This window comes from Streptomyces sp. GQ60, from assembly GCF_059758875.1.
This window is the reverse complement of record NZ_JCAXEG010000029.1, coordinates 35,871-50,099: the sequence shown is the minus strand read 5'-3', so window position 1 is coordinate 50,099 and position 14,229 is coordinate 35,871. Positions and strand designations below refer to the sequence as shown.

8 protein-coding genes and 1 pseudogene are annotated in these 14,229 nt (G+C 73.4%); 7 read left to right on the top strand and 2 right to left on the bottom strand.

Going from position 1 to position 14,229, the window contains the following annotated elements; all coding sequences use genetic code 11:
• The first annotated feature begins 1,591 nt into the window (after nt 1–1,591).
• Nucleotides 1,592–2,314, top strand: a complete 723-nt coding sequence (locus tag AC6CKD_RS35930) for a phosphatase PAP2 family protein (RefSeq protein WP_498333334.1) — start codon at nt 1,592–1,594, stop codon at nt 2,312–2,314.
• 671 nt (nt 2,315–2,985) lie between these two features.
• Here AC6CKD_RS35930 and AC6CKD_RS35925 read toward each other — a convergent pair.
• Nucleotides 2,986–3,489 carry an N-acetyltransferase gene (locus AC6CKD_RS35925; RefSeq protein ID WP_498333332.1) on the bottom strand — a complete coding sequence of 168 codons (504 nt, stop codon included), beginning with the start codon at nt 3,487–3,489 and terminating at the stop codon, nt 2,986–2,988.
• An 860-nt stretch (nt 3,490–4,349) separates the two neighbouring features.
• Between AC6CKD_RS35925 and AC6CKD_RS35920 the strand changes: the two genes are divergently transcribed.
• Complete coding sequence (locus AC6CKD_RS35920) at nt 4,350–5,915, top strand: carboxylesterase/lipase family protein (protein ID WP_498333330.1); 1,566 nt, start codon at nt 4,350–4,352, stop codon at nt 5,913–5,915.
• 159 nt (nt 5,916–6,074) lie between these two features.
• On the top strand, nt 6,075–7,082 hold the full coding sequence (locus AC6CKD_RS35915; RefSeq protein ID WP_498333328.1) for a LacI family DNA-binding transcriptional regulator: 1,008 nt from the start codon (nt 6,075–6,077) through the stop codon (nt 7,080–7,082).
• 625 nt (nt 7,083–7,707) lie between these two features.
• On the opposite strand, the gene AC6CKD_RS35910 is transcribed toward AC6CKD_RS35915, so the two are convergent.
• Nucleotides 7,708–8,667 carry an alpha/beta hydrolase fold domain-containing protein gene (locus tag AC6CKD_RS35910; protein WP_498333326.1) on the bottom strand — a complete coding sequence of 320 codons (960 nt, stop codon included), beginning with the start codon at nt 8,665–8,667 and terminating at the stop codon, nt 7,708–7,710.
• 274 nt (nt 8,668–8,941) lie between these two features.
• On the opposite strand from AC6CKD_RS35910, the gene AC6CKD_RS35905 reads away from it, so the two are divergent.
• The 4 genes and pseudogenes from AC6CKD_RS35905 to AC6CKD_RS35890 all read left to right on the top strand — a co-directional run bounded on the left by AC6CKD_RS35905 (nt 8,942) and on the right by AC6CKD_RS35890 (nt 14,226).
• Nucleotides 8,942–9,457, top strand: a complete 516-nt coding sequence (locus tag AC6CKD_RS35905) for an ATP-binding protein (RefSeq protein WP_498333325.1) — start codon at nt 8,942–8,944, stop codon at nt 9,455–9,457.
• A gap of 270 nt (nt 9,458–9,727) precedes the next feature.
• Nucleotides 9,728–11,404, top strand: a pseudogene (locus tag AC6CKD_RS35900) (AMP-binding protein); the annotation flags it as partial.
• 54 nt (nt 11,405–11,458) lie between these two features.
• Nucleotides 11,459–11,944 carry an acyl-CoA thioesterase gene (locus AC6CKD_RS35895; protein WP_498333340.1) on the top strand — a complete coding sequence of 162 codons (486 nt, stop codon included), beginning with the start codon at nt 11,459–11,461 and terminating at the stop codon, nt 11,942–11,944.
• Nucleotides 11,935–14,226 carry an oxidoreductase gene (locus AC6CKD_RS35890; protein ID WP_498333324.1) on the top strand — a complete coding sequence of 764 codons (2,292 nt, stop codon included), beginning with the start codon at nt 11,935–11,937 and terminating at the stop codon, nt 14,224–14,226. Before AC6CKD_RS35895 ends, AC6CKD_RS35890 begins: the two co-directional genes overlap by 10 nt.
• The last annotated feature ends 3 nt before the right edge of the window (nt 14,227–14,229 follow it).

The following is a 14,229-nucleotide window of genomic DNA, read 5'->3' as shown; positions in this document are numbered from 1 at the left end:
GCCAAAGCGGAGCAAGCTCAGGCCGCGCCCTGCGACGGCTCAGGCGACGCGGGGGCTGCTCGGCGGCTCGGGCTCGCGCAGTCGCTCGGGCCGCCCGCTGACTCGGTCCGCTCAGTGGCTCGCCTGCAGCTCGGACGAAGTCGGATGCCCACCCGGCTGAAATGGCTGACCTGGCCGATCCGGCGGCCTCAGGCCTACGCGGCCGACCGGCCGATCCGGCTCACCCAGCCAACCCGTCCGATCCGGCTGATCCGCCCTGGCCGACACAGCCGAACCCGACTGACCCAGCTGACCCAGCTGACCCCGCCAACTCGTCCGATCCGGCACAGCCGACCAACCCGCCAACCCGTCCGATCCGTCCGATCCGGCCAACCCGGCCGATCCGGCTGATCCGGCCGCCCCGGTCTAGGCGGCTGCCCCTCCGACCCGACTGATCCAGCTGATCCAGCCACCTCGTCCGATCCGACATACCCGACTGCACCGCCGACCCGGCCAACCCGGCCGATCCGACGCACCCGACTGACCCAGCCAACATGTCCGATCCGGCGCCCCCCGCCGCACTGGCTGATCCGGCCGACCCGTCCGATCCAGCTCACCCGGCTCACCGGGCTCACCCGGCCGACCCCGCTGACGCCGCTGACGCCGCTGACCGGCCATCCCAACGGCCCCAGCTGATCCAGCCACCCCGTTCGGTCCGGCTCACCCGACCAACCCACCGACCCACCGACCCGCCGACCCAGCCGATCCGGTTCACCCAGCCAACTCCTCCGATTCGGCTGGCCCCACGCCCTGGCTGACCCGTCCGAGCCGGCTGACCCAGCTGAACCCGTCCGATCCAGCTCACCCAGCCAACCCGTCCGATCCGGCTGACCCCGCCGCCCTGGCTGACCCAGCAGGGTGACCCGTCCGATTCGTCCACCGGCTCACCCGGCCGACCCAGCTAACCCCCGGCCGACTCGGCCGATCCGGCTGGCTCAGGCAATCCGGCTGGCTCAGGCAATCCGGCTGGCTCAGGCAATCCGGCTGGCTCCGGCCCCCAGCAGGCGCCCTCCCGCTCATCCCCGCATTCGCCCTCGCTCGCAGCTGGCCGGCGAGGACGCTCAGCAACCGGGCCGTGCCGCTCGGACCAGTACGGCTCCCATCCGCTCAGACCCGTAAGTCCCCTTCGACGCACCCCGCCATACACCTACGGCTCGGCTCCACCCATCTCCTTCCGCGCAACTCCGCAGTCCGCGTCCCCAAGCCGCTGCCTCCTGGCTCCGCACGTGCCCCTTCTGCACGCCTCCGCAGCGCGCGTCCACACGCCCGTTCCCGCACGCCCAGTTCGGCGTGCTCGGTTCCACACGCCCGTTTCCACACGCCCGATTCCGCACACCTAGCCCAGCGCGCCCAGCTCGGCGCGCCCGCCGACGTGCCGCATCGGCGTGCCCGGTTTGGCATGCCGGGATCGGCACGCCCGGTTCCGCCCGCCCGCTTCGGCACGCCCGGTTCCGTTCCTCCCCACGCTGGCGTTCCCTCCGCGCTTCGCGCCCGTCCGCTGCCTGCCCGCCCGCCTCCGTGTCCCGGGGAGGTGGCCACGAAAGGTTCCGTCATGTCCCGTTTTTCCGGCTACGCCCTCACCCCTCCCCCGATGCCTTCCCGGCCGCCGCGGCGGCCCGTCCCTGCTGCTCCGCCCCGCCATGCCCTCGCCTGGGGCGCGGCGCTGACCCTGCTGTCCGTGCTGACGGGACTGCTGCTGCGGCTGGACGAACAGCCCTTTTTCCAGGGCCTCGACGACGCGTGGGCCGCTTCGCTGAAGGGGTCGCCCGCTGACGCCGCCAGCGGGTTCGCCACCGTGCTCGACCGGCTGGGCGGGCCGCTGGGCACGGTTCTGCCGCTGCTACTGGCTGGCTGCCTCTGCATGTACGGGCGCTGGCGGTCGGCGCTCTTCGTCTTCACCACGGCCGTCGTGGCCAACATGCTCGTGGTGTTGCCGCTCAAGCAGTTGGCCGACCGGCCGCGCCCCCCGCACACCTGGGTCCTGGTCAACGACGGCTCGTACCCCTCCGGCCAGGTCTTCAGCGCCGTGGCCCTGGTGATCGCGGCCGCCGTCGTGCTGTTTCCGCCGGGCGGGCGGCGCTGGTGGTGGCTGTTCGGCGCGGGCTACACCGGCGCCATGATGTGGAGCCGCACGTGGCAGCACGCCCAGTGGCTGAGCGACACCTTCGCGGGCGTCCTCGCAGCCGTGGGGGCCTGCCTGCTCCTGTGGCGGGCGTTCGCCCCCCTACTGGAGATCGAGGCCGAACGTATGGCGGCCGACACCCTCTGGAGTTGACGAACCGCCGCGACGGTCAGCCCGGAGCCGCCCATCCCGACGGCACGGGCCGCCCGAGCGGCCTCGGCGGGCAGTCCGGACGGGCCAGGCGGGGCCAAGCAGGCCCGGCGGTCCGGTCAGACAGGCCGATTCTCCGCAACGGGTCGGCCCTTCTGGGCAGTCGGGTCATCCCGGCCCGGCGAACCGGCACCAGGCCCCAAACGGGAAATGCGCAGACCGGGCCCATGCGGGCAGTCCGGGGGCATAGCCCGCCACGAGATCCCGCCCGCGACCAGGTAGCGGATCGCGTCCAACAGCTGCCGGTGGCAGTAGCCCTCGGGCCATCTGCCCCGCCCCTGGAACGAGGCCGGCACCGGCAGACGGCCGGACGGCCGCCCACTGCGCGTCCGTTCATGTCCGACGAATACCGGCGCGCCCGGTCCGGATGCTCGGCCGCGTCGCCCTACACGTGAGCGACGCAATCGCACGACACGGCAGGCGAGTTGAATTCAACATGCTCGGGAACGCACAACAAAGCCAACAGGGCCTCCGGGAACCACTCGGAAGGGGATCGCACCCCCGAGTTACCTCTACCTGGAGGCCCTGCTTTCACGCGCGGAAACCGCCGCAGGCACCCGATCGAGACTCCCACTCGATCGGCAGCCTTCCAGATCGGTACGGGCAACAACCACTTACGCGTCAGGATGCTCCGGCAGGGCGAGCCAGTCCGACCAGGAGATCTCGCGGCCGATGAACCGCGGCTGCTCGAACGGCCAGTCGGCGGCGATCCACTGCGGCACCAGCGCGTCGAGGGCCTGCTCGACCTTGCTGCCCACCAGCTCGTCCACCACCCACCAGGAGATCTCGCCGTCCGCTCCGGCCCTCTCCGGTGGGTCGATGTAGACACAACCGAGCAGAGCCGTCTCCGCCGCGTCGAACAGCGGGTAGTTGAAGGACTGGTGTGCGGCGATCTCCTTCTCGTGCCGCAACAGGTCGGCCTGGTCGGCCTCGTACGTCATGGTTGCCGCGGGCCAGCCCCAGGCCGGGCCGAAGATGGTCCACAGCCGCTCACGCGAACCCATCACAGCCGGATAGTCGAGTGGGGTGTCCGCCTCCCGGATCGGCCGCAGGTGATGGCCACCGCCCGGCAGCGGTACCAGGACGGGGTGGACGAAGTCGTCGGGAAGCCAGCTCATGGCGCCCGACCGTAGCAGCGCGCGGCCGCCCGCTCCCCTGGATTTTCCCCGTATACCGCTAGGACCTGCCCTCATGCCGGGCAAGGCCCGCGATCACCCGATCGAGACTCCCGCTCGATCGACGGACTCCATGATCGGTACGGCAACGGCTTCCCAGGCCCCGCCAGACCTATCCGACCGACGGGGGCAGGTCGGATGGCCCCGGCAGACCGGCGGGCCAGCCCTTCCGACCCGCCCGGCAGACCCCACCAGAAGCTCCCCTCCGCACCAGGCGGACGGGCGGAGCCCCCGGCCAGGCCGATCGGCCGCAGGTACGTCAGCTCGGCTTTCGGGCCCGCCAGACCTGCCCTCCCGGCGGGGGCGGGTCGGATGCTCGGCCAGATCTATCCGCCCGGCGGGGCAGGTCGGATGGCCCGGCAGGCCAGCGGGCCAGCCCTTCCGCGCCTACACCGGGCCAAGCGGGCCGTACGGGCCGCACAGGCAGGTCCACCTGGGCGGACGAGGTCACCCTGGCCGACCAGGCCGGCGGCCAGGGTGGCCAGGCCACCTCGAGCGCGGCCGACACGACGGGGCGCCCTCCCCGCGGCCCGCCCGTCACCGGGGCCCGCCACTGTGGCCCCCACGCGCGCCCGGCGGCCCCCACGCGCGCCCGGCGCCCACGCGCGCCCGGCGCCCACGCGCGCCCGGCGCCCACGCGCGCCCGGCGCCCGCGCCGCCCGGCGGCCAGGCCTCAGCGGCGCCCCTGGGCAAACCGGCCGAACCAAGCATGACTATCGAGCAATATTGACGACCGGAGAATCAACGCCATACTCTTGACAGGTCGGCACGCGTTCGGCGCGCGGCCCAGGAAGGATCGACTCATGGCACCCACCCCAGGACCCGATCACCCCGTGGCACATCCGCCCGCGGGCCGGCTCCGCGGCGCGGTCGAGGACGGCCTCGCCGTTTTCCGGGCCGTGCCCTACGCCGCGCCCCCGGTCGGCGAGCTGCGCTGGCGGCCCGCGCGGCCGCATGCGGGCTGGAGCGGCACCCGGGACGCGACCGTCGACGGGCCCAGTGCCCCGCAGATGTACGTGGAGGGCGGCGACCCCGTCCTCGGCGGGCACGGTTCGCCGCCCTTCGACGAGGACTGCCTGACCCTGGACATCTGGACGCCCGCGGTCGACGACGCCCGGCGGCCGGTGCTGGTCTGGATCCACGGCGGCGGCTTCGTCTCCGGCTCCGGGTCACTGCCGAACTACTCCGGCGCGACCTTCGCCCGCGACGGGGACCTGGTCGTCGTCAGCATCAACTACCGCATCGGTCCGCTCGGTTACCTCTACACCGGCCCCGAGGACGAGCCGGACGACTCCGGCGCAGGCTGCTCCGGCGCCAACCACTGGCTGACCGACCAGGTCGCCGCCCTGCGCTGGGTACGCGACAACATCTCCGCCTTCGGGGGCGACCCCGACTCGATCACCGTCGCGGGCCAGTCGGGCGGCGCGGTGTCCACCGCCGCCCTCGCCGGACTGCCCGAGACCCAGGGCCTGATCCGCCGGGTGATCCTGATGAGCCCGCCCTTGGGGCTGGATCTGCCCGCGCCGGACGCGTACCGGGAGCGCACCACCGCCTACCTGGAGCTTGCGGGGGCCAAAACCCTGGCCGAGCTGCGTGCCACGCCCTGGCCCGAGCTGATCGGCGCCATGGGCGGGCTCTTCCCGCTGACCACGCGCTGGGGGTACTGGCCCACGCCGTTCCTGCCCGTGGTCGACGGCGTCACCCTGGCCCGCCACCCCGCGCACGCCCTGCTGCACGGCGGCGCCACGGGCATCGAGGTGATGATCGGCTGGACCCGGGAGGAGGCCAATTTCGGCTTCGCCCTGAACGAGGCCTACGCCACGGCCTCACGGGAGCAGGTGACCGACCGGATCGCGGACACGTTCGGCTCCGAAGCCGCACCCGGGGTGTACGCGGCGTACGAGCGCGCCCGGACGGGGGCCGGACCCGTCGGCGTCCTGATGGACCTCATCACCGACGAGCTCTTCCGGGTGCCCGCCCTCCGGCTGGCCGAAGCACGGGCCGCGGCGGGCCACCCGGTGTGGGCCTACCAGTTCGACCTCCCCGCGGCCGCCTACGACGGCCGGCTCGGAGCGGCTCACTGTCTCGAACTGCCCTTCGCCTTCGCCAACTTCGACCAGTGGGCCCACGCTCCCCTCACCGCCGGGCTCGACCCCGCCGTCCGGGACGGGCTCGCGCACACCATGCACGAGGCCTGGATCGCCTTCGTCCGCACCGGCGACCCGAACCATCCGGACATGCCGACGTGGAACCCGTACGAGAAGGACACCCGCACCACGATGCGCTTCGACTCCGTGGTCACCGCGCTCGACGACCTCGCCGGGGACTCTCTGCGTCTGCACGAGGGAACGCTCGTTCGAAGCGAGTGACCCTGCCGCTCGCCCCCTGTCTCCCCTTGCGCCCCTGCCCGGCGGCCCCCGGCCCGGGGCTCCCCGCCCATCCGGGCGGGCCGGCGCTCGCTTGATCTAACTCGTGTAACCTTCGAAGGGAAGGCAGCGAGCCGATCAAAAGGAGCGTCGATCGACGTCATGGCCAAAGACACTCCTGTTCCGGCGTCCCCCACCAGCGCCGACGTGGCCCGCCTCGCCGGGGTGTCCCGTGCCACGGTCTCCTTCGTCCTCAACGACACTCAGGGCCACCGCGTCGGCGAAGCCGCCCGCGCGCGCGTCCTCGACGCCGCCCGGCAGCTCGGCTACGTACCGCACGCCGCGGCCCGGTCCCTGCGGGCAGGCCGCAGCAACCTCGTCCTGATGCCCGCGTCGATCTCCGCGGTCGGGCGCCTCGTCAGCGACTGGGTCGACGACCTGCACAGCGAGCTGGACCGGCACGGCTACACCGCGGTACTCCACGCGGGGCGCTTCGCCGATCCCGTCGACGCCGCCCGCGCCTGGGCCGAACTGCGCCCGGCCGCCGTCATCGCGCTCGATGGCGACCGCCTCACCGCGCAGGCTTCCGAGCTGCTGCGACGCGCCGGGGTGCGCGGCCTGATCGCCTTCGCCGCCCGGCCCGTACCGGGCGTGCACACCATCGGCTTCGACCACGCGCTCATCGGCGCCACGGCCGCCGAGCACCTGATCGCCCGCGGCCGGACCCGTATCGGCGTGGTCATGCCCCAGGAGCGCGGCCTCGGCACCCTCGCCGCGCCGCGGCTCGCCGGCGCCGAGTCGGTCGCCGCCCGGCACATGGCCACCGTGACCCCGGTGGAACTCTCGTACACCCGTGAGTCGGCGACCGCGCTGGCCCGGCGCTGGCGGAGCCTCGGGCTGGACTCCGTCTTCGCGTACAACGACGAGTACGCCGCCCTGCTCCTCCACGCGCTGCGGACCGAGGGGATCTCCGTACCGCAGGACGTGGCGGTCGTGGGCTCCGACGACCTGGTCCTCGCCGCGCTCCAGGACCCCCCGCTGACCTCGATCCGCCTGGAGCTCGCCTCGCCCGCCCTGGTCGCCGACGCCGTGCACGAGCTGATCGAGACGGGCACCACCGCGCCCGTACCCGACATAGAGGCGATCCTGGTCCAGCGCGAGACCTCGTAGGCGGGACCTTCCGGGCCGGCGGACCGCCGCCCCGGGTGCGATCGCCCGCATCACACTGCCTTGGGTGCGCCGAGACCGTCAGTTGCGTTGGGATCCCGCGCGACCACGGCGGCGGCCTGTGCGGCCAGCGCGGTGAACACGCTCCCCCAGGTGCCGCCGAGGGCCCACGCCCGCTGCTGGTTGTAGACGCCTCGCCCATCTGCCGTACTTCTCCGGGAGTTGGATCCACTGCGGAGTCGTGTGGAACTCCAGGCGATCGCGTCCACCGCTTCGCGGTGATCCCGCCACCGCCCGTGCCGGCGGGAACGCCGGCGCCGTCAGTCGGACGGCCTGGTGCGGAGCCGCCGACCGTCCCGCACGAGCGCGTACGAAGCGATGAGGAAGGTTACGGCTCCCGCCACGAGCCAGACGACCGAGGCCCCGGAGCGGTACTCACGAACGCCAAGAGCGAGCAGCATCACGCTGGCAAGGACGCCGAAGGCCGAGATCAGAGCGCCGAACCCGCCTCGGCGCGTGACGGCCGGCGACCGGCGACCCGGCACGGATCCGGAAGCGACCCGGCTCCGTGCCGGACACCCCCGGTCGGGGCGTCCGGCCGGGGCCGGGCCACTGGCCTCTCCGGGGCTCAGGCGGCCAGGTGGCGGGCGAGGAAGGCGACGCTGTCGGCCACGATCCGGTCGATGTCGGGAGAGCCGAGGAAGATGTGGTCGGCGCCTTCCACGGGGGTCAGGACGACCTCGCCCCCGGCCTTCGCGAGGGCCGCGGCGAGCTCCTCGCTCTGGCTGTAGGGAACCAGTCCGTCCAGGGTTCCGTGGACGAGGAGGAACGGCGGCGGGTCGGAACCCTCGACGGCGTACGTGACGGGGCTCGCGGCCCGCGCCAGCTCCGGGCGTTCGGCGACGGACGCGCCGAGGAGGGCCTCGTACGGGTCGGGGAACTCGGCTCCGCCGGGCATCGGTGGGAAGGCCGGCATGGGGTGTTCGGCGAGGGTGAGCAGGTCGGAGACCCCGTACCAGTCGACGACGGCCCGTACGGCGGTGTCGCCGGCGCCCACTCCGTGCGCGCCCTCCAGCCCCGCGGCGTCCGGGGTGCCCGCGCCGACGACCCCGGCGAGGGCCGCCAGGTGGCCGCCCGCGGACTCGCCCCAGACCCCGATCCGCTCAGGGTCCACGCCGAGGACGCCGGCGAACTGCCGTACGTAGCGGATCGCGGCCTTCACATCGTGGAGCTGGGCCGGGAACGGGGCCTCCAGGCTGTGCCGGTAGTCGATCGAGACGAGGGCCAGCCCCGCCCCCAGCACGGACCCGTGCAGCAGCTCGACGGGCACGGTCGGCGGCGGGTAGCGGCGGTCGCCGTCCAGCCAGCCGCCGCCGTGGATCCACACCACGGCCGGGAAGGGGCCCTCACCCGCGGGTACGTGGACGTCGAGCAGCCGGGGGCGGTAGCCGGGCGAGGTCGCGTAGGTGACGCCCTCGAAGCGGCGGCCCCCGTCCGCGTCCACGACGGCGGACACGGGGGTCCGGAACGGCGGCGGCGGCCAGGTCATGTCCGCCGGTTCGATCGCAGCGGGGAGCGATTGCGTCATTGCGGCCCTTCCAATCTGCCCGGCCCGGGGGGCCGAGGGGTTCAGGTGCGACTCCCTCCGCGCCCGAGCGAGCACCGAGCGCTACGGACAAGGCTTCGTAACGTATGTCCGAAATGCTTGCGCGGGCCGGGGAGGAGGCTTAGCGTGTTACACGTGTAATCAAGACTCTAGCGACGCGTTTCCGCAGACCACAAGAGCACGGGCAGTCCGAGTTCCCCGGCTGTTACACGAGCTATCGCGCGAATGTCGTCGCCTTCCCCTCCGGGAGCACGCCATGCTCACCTCCACACCCCCCTCCGCACCCCCCTCCACACCCCCCTCCACACGGTCCGCCGCCGACCCGGCCGACTCGGCCGCCACGGCAGCCACGGCCACTTCCCGGGCCCGGGGCGTCGACCACTGGGCCGCGGAGCCCACCGCGGCGACCGTCCCCCCGATCCGCTCCCGCGTGCGCTCGGTGCTCGACGGCTGGGAAATCGCCGCCGAGATCGCGGACGTCCTGCTGCTGGCCGTGAGCGAGCTGGTCGGGAACGTCGTCCTGCACGCCGCCGACGCGGGCCGCCTGCGCGTCGGGATCTCGGTGCGCGGGGGGTGGCTCCAGCTCGAGGTCGCCGACGGAGGCTCCGCGCTGCCCCGGCTGCCGCAGCCGCAGGGCCAGGTCGACCCGGACGCCGAGGACGGGCGCGGCCTGCTGATCGTGCACCTGATGGCCACCGAGGCCGGTGGGCAACTCAGCGTCCGGGCCGATGAGTTCGGCAAGTCCGTCCGCGTGCGGGTGCCGGCAGCCTGACTGCGGCTCGGCGCGCACCGGGAGTCTACCGGGAGGCGATCGCGAGGGGGTCCGGGAGGGGGCCGAGCGGCGACCCAAGGGAGTCGCCAGGGGTGCCGGGGGGTCGTCAGGGGGGCGCAGGGGGTCTCGCCAGGGGGTTGCCGGGAGGTCGTCCGGGGCTCGCCAGGAGGTCGATCGCCTCACAGAAATATAGCGAGGAATTGACGGCAGCCAATTTATCGAGATACTTGCCCCATCTCCCCCGCTGCTCCCTGATTGAGGTGCCGCCCCATGGAGCTCTCCCCTTCGGCGCACGCCGATACCTTCTGTCGCGACCGGCTTCCGCCGTTCGACCTCTGGCCTGAACTCCACTTCGACCTGCCGGAGTTGGACTACCCGGACCGGCTCAACTGCGCCCACAGCCTCCTCGACGACGCCGTCGAGCGCTGGGGACCCGACCGCCCCTGCCTGCTGACCGCCGAAGAGCGCTGGACCTACGGCGAACTACGCCAGCGGGCCAACCAAGTGGCCCAAGTACTCACGGAGGACCTGGGCCTGCTCCCCGGGAACCGCGTGCTGCTGCGCGGCCCGAACAACCCCTGGCTCGTCGCCGCCTGGTTCGGCGTGCTCAAGGCGGGCGGGGTGGCCGTCACCACGGTGCCGCTGCTGCGCGCCGCCGAGCTCGCCGCACTGTGCGAGATCAGCCGGCCCGCCGTCGCCCTGTGCGACCACCGCTACCTCGAGGAACTCGAGGCCGCGGCCACTGCCGCTCCCCCTACCGATGGTGGTGACGATGCAGAAGCGGGCCCCGGTTCGGGCGTCCCCCCGCGGGTGGTCTCGTACGGCGGCCCCGGCGAGGACGACCTCACCGTCCGCTGCTCGGCCAAGGCCGGTGTCTTCACCTCCGTGGACACCGCCGCGGACGACGTGGCCCTGATCGCCTTCACCTCCGGCACCACCGGGCGCCCCAAGGCGACCCTGCACTTCCACCGGGACGTGCTCGCCAACGCCGACACCTTCTCCCGGCACGTCCTGCGGCCGCAGCACGACGACGTGTTCACCGGCACCCCGCCGCTCGCGTTCACCTTCGGGCTCGGCGGGCTGGTCGTCTTCCCGCTGCGGGTGGGGGCCGCCACCCTGCTCGTCGAGACGGCGACGCCGGGGCAGCTGGCCGACCTCGTCGCCGCACACGGCGTGACCGTCCTGTTCACGGCGCCCACCGCCTACCGGGCGATCCTGGCCGCCGGTGCGGCGGACCGGCTGACGGGGTTGCGCCGCTGCGTATCGGCGGGCGAACCCCTGCCCGCCGCCGTGTGGGAGGAGTTCCACGCCGCCACGGGGCTGCGCATCATCGACGGCATCGGTGCCACCGAGATGCTCCACGTGTTCATCTCCGCGGCCGACGAGGACATCCGGCCCGGCTCCACGGGCCGGCCCGTCCCGGGCTACCGCGCCGCGGTGGTCGACGGAAACGGTGCTCCCGTCCCCGACGGGCAGCCGGGCCTCCTTGCCGTCACCGGACCCACCGGCTGCCGCTACCTGGACGACCCGCGCCAGGCCGCGTACGTCCGGGGCGGCTGGAACATCACGGGCGACACCTACGTCCGCGACGCCGAGGGCTACTTCTGGTACGTGGCCCGCAGCGACGACATGATCGTCTCCTCGGGCTACAACATCGCGGGCCCCGAGGTCGAGAAGGCGCTGGCCGACCACCCGTACGTGGCGGACTGCGGTGTCGTCGGGGTCCCCGACGAACGGCGCGGCATGCTCGTCAAGGCGTACGTGGTCCTGCGCGACGGTGTCCCGACCGCCCCGGAGACCGTCCGCGAGCTCCAGGAGCACGTCAAGGCGGCCATCGCCCCGTTCAAGTACCCGCGCGCGGTGGAGTTCGTCACCGAGCTCCCGCGTACGGAGACCGGCAAGCTCCGGCGTGCCGAACTCCGCACCCGGGGAGGGGGGTCAGCCCCCGCCGCACCGGCACCGGACGACGGCGGCTGCGCCGCCGGGTGTCCCGAGGCGCGGGTGCCGCACCTGCCCAGCGTGGTCGTCGAGCGCCGGGTCGAATGGACCGACACCGACGCGGCGGGCCACTACCACCACTCCACCGTGATCCGCTGGGTCGAGGCGGCCGAGGCCGTGCTGCTGCGCCGCCTGGGCCTGTCGCACCTCTTCGGCAGTACGCCCCGGGTCCACTTCGAGGCCGACTACCGGGCCCGGCTCTGGTTCGGCGAGGCCGTACGGACCGAGCTGCGGGTCACCAAGGTCGGCACCAGCTCCCTCCACTACGCCTTCGCCGTTCGCGGCGAACCGGGCCCGGCGGGCCCGGACGGCCCAGACGGCACGGACGACACGGTGGCCGCCACCGGCCGCATGGTCATCGCCCACTCCGCCGCCCGCGCGACCGGGACCACCCCCTGGCCCGCCGAGGTCCGCGAGGTCCTCACGAAGGCCGGCCGGCAGGCCCCAGAACTGATCGAGAACCACCGAGGAGGCGCCCCGTGCGCATAGCAGTCATCGGAGGCGGGCCGGGCGGCCTGTACTTCGCCGCCCTGGCCAAGCAGATCTCCCCGCACTGGGAGGTGACCGTCTGGGAGCGCAACGCTCCCGACGACACCTTCGGCTTCGGGGTGGTCTTCTCCGACGAGACCCTCGACGGCATCGCCCAGGCCGATCCCTCCGTACACGCCGCGATGTCGGCGGAGTTCGCCCGCTGGAGCGACATCGACGTCCGCCACCGCGGCCGGACCCTCACCTCCGGCGGGCACGGTTTCGCCGCTCTGGGCCGCCGGCGGCTGCTGGAGATCCTCCAGGAGCGCTGCGCCGCCCTGGAGGTGGACGTCCGCTATCGCACGCAAGCTCCACCGGCGGAGCAACTGGCCGCCGAATACGACCTGGTGGTCGCCTGCGACGGCGTGCGCTCGGCCACCCGGGCCGCCTACGCCGACGCGTTCGGTGCCGATCTCGACGAGCGCGCGGGCCGCTACATGTGGCTCGGTACGGACAAGGTCTTCGAGGCCTTCACCTTCATCGTCGAGGAACGGGACTTCGGCACCCTCCAGGTGCACGCGTACCCGTACGACGACACCCGCTCCACCTTCATCGTCGAGATGGACGAGGACACCTGGCAGCGCGGCGGCTTCGCCGGGTCCGCCGGCCTCGACCTGGCGCCCGGCGCCAGCGACGAGGAGGGCATCCGGCGCTGCGAGGAGATCCTCGCGGAGCACCTGGACGGCCACCGGCTCATCCCCAACAACTCCAAGTGGCTGCGCTTCACCACCGTGCGCAACCGCACCTGGCGCCGCGGCAACACCGTGCTGCTCGGGGACGCCGCGCACACGGCCCACTTCTCCATCGGCTCGGGCACCAAGCTCGCCATGGAGGACGCCCTCGCCCTGGCCGCCTGCCTGCACGAGCACCCCGACGTGGAGAGCGCGCTGGCAGCCTACGAGGACGAGCGCAGGCCGGTCGTGGAGTCCACGCAGCGGGCGGCGCAGGCCAGCCTGGAGTGGTTCGAGAACATCGACCGCTACACGGGCCAGGACCCGCACCAGTTCGCCTTCAACCTGCTGACCCGCAGCCGCCGGGTCACCTACGACAACCTGCGGGTGCGCGACGAGGAGTTCACCACCGCCGTCAATGCCTCGGCGCCGGTCCCGCCCATGTTCCGCCCCTTCCAGCTCGGCGGCCTGCACCTGCGCAACCGGATCGTCGTACCCCCGATGGCCCTGTCCACGGCCCGCGACGGAGTCCCGGGCGACTTCGACCTCGTCCACCTGGGGACCCAGTCCCTCGGCGGCGCGGCCCTGGTCATCGCCGGGATGACGGCGGTGAGCGCCGACGGCCGGACCGACGCGGGCTGCCCCGGCCTGTGGACCGACGAGCAGGAAGCCGCCTGGCGGCGGATCACCGCCTTCGCGCACGGGCAGTCCGACACCTGCCTGGGCATCCAGCTCACCCACGCCGGCCGCCGGGCCGCCGGGGGGCCCCTGCTGGCCGCCTCCCCGCTGCCCTGGGACGAGGGCGCCCGGGTGCCCCGCGAGGCGAGCCGCGCCGATATGGACCTGGTCGTACGGGACTTCGTGCGCGCGGCCGAGCGCGCCGACCGGGCCGGCTTCGACGTTCTGGAACTCCAGTACGGGCACGGACATTTGCTGTCCGGGTTCCTCTCTCCGCTGACCAACCGGCGCACCGACGGGTACGGCGGACCGGTGGCGGGCCGCCTGCGCTTCCCGCTCGAAGTGCTGGGCGCGGTACGGGCGGTGTGGCCGGCCGGGAAGGCCCTCGTGGTCCGCGTCTCGGCAGCCGACTGGGCCGAGGGCGGCCTCGACGAGGCGGACGCCGTGCACATCGCGCGCGCCCTCGCGGCCGCGGGCGCCGACGCGATCGACGTCTCGACCGGCGAGGTCGTGTCCCACGAGCGGCCCCCGTTCGGCCGCAGCTACCAGACCCCGTACGCCGACCTGATCCGCAACACCATCGGCGTGACGACCATCGCCGTCGGTGCGATCTCCACCTACGACGACGTGAACTCGGTGATCCTGGCGGGCCGCGCCGACCTGTGCGCGGTGGGCCGCGCCCAGCTCCACGACCCCCTGTGGACCCTGCACGCGGCCGTGGCCCAGGGCTACCGGGGACCGGCCGCGCCGTGGGCCCGGTCCTGGCGGGCCGGCAGCGCCCGGCCGCCGGCCGCGCGCACCGACCGGGTGCCGCCCCGCCTCGAACTGCTGCGGCGGCCCGCCGCACCGGTGCACCAGCGATGGCTGCCGCGCGTCGCCGCGCCGGCCCTCTGAAAC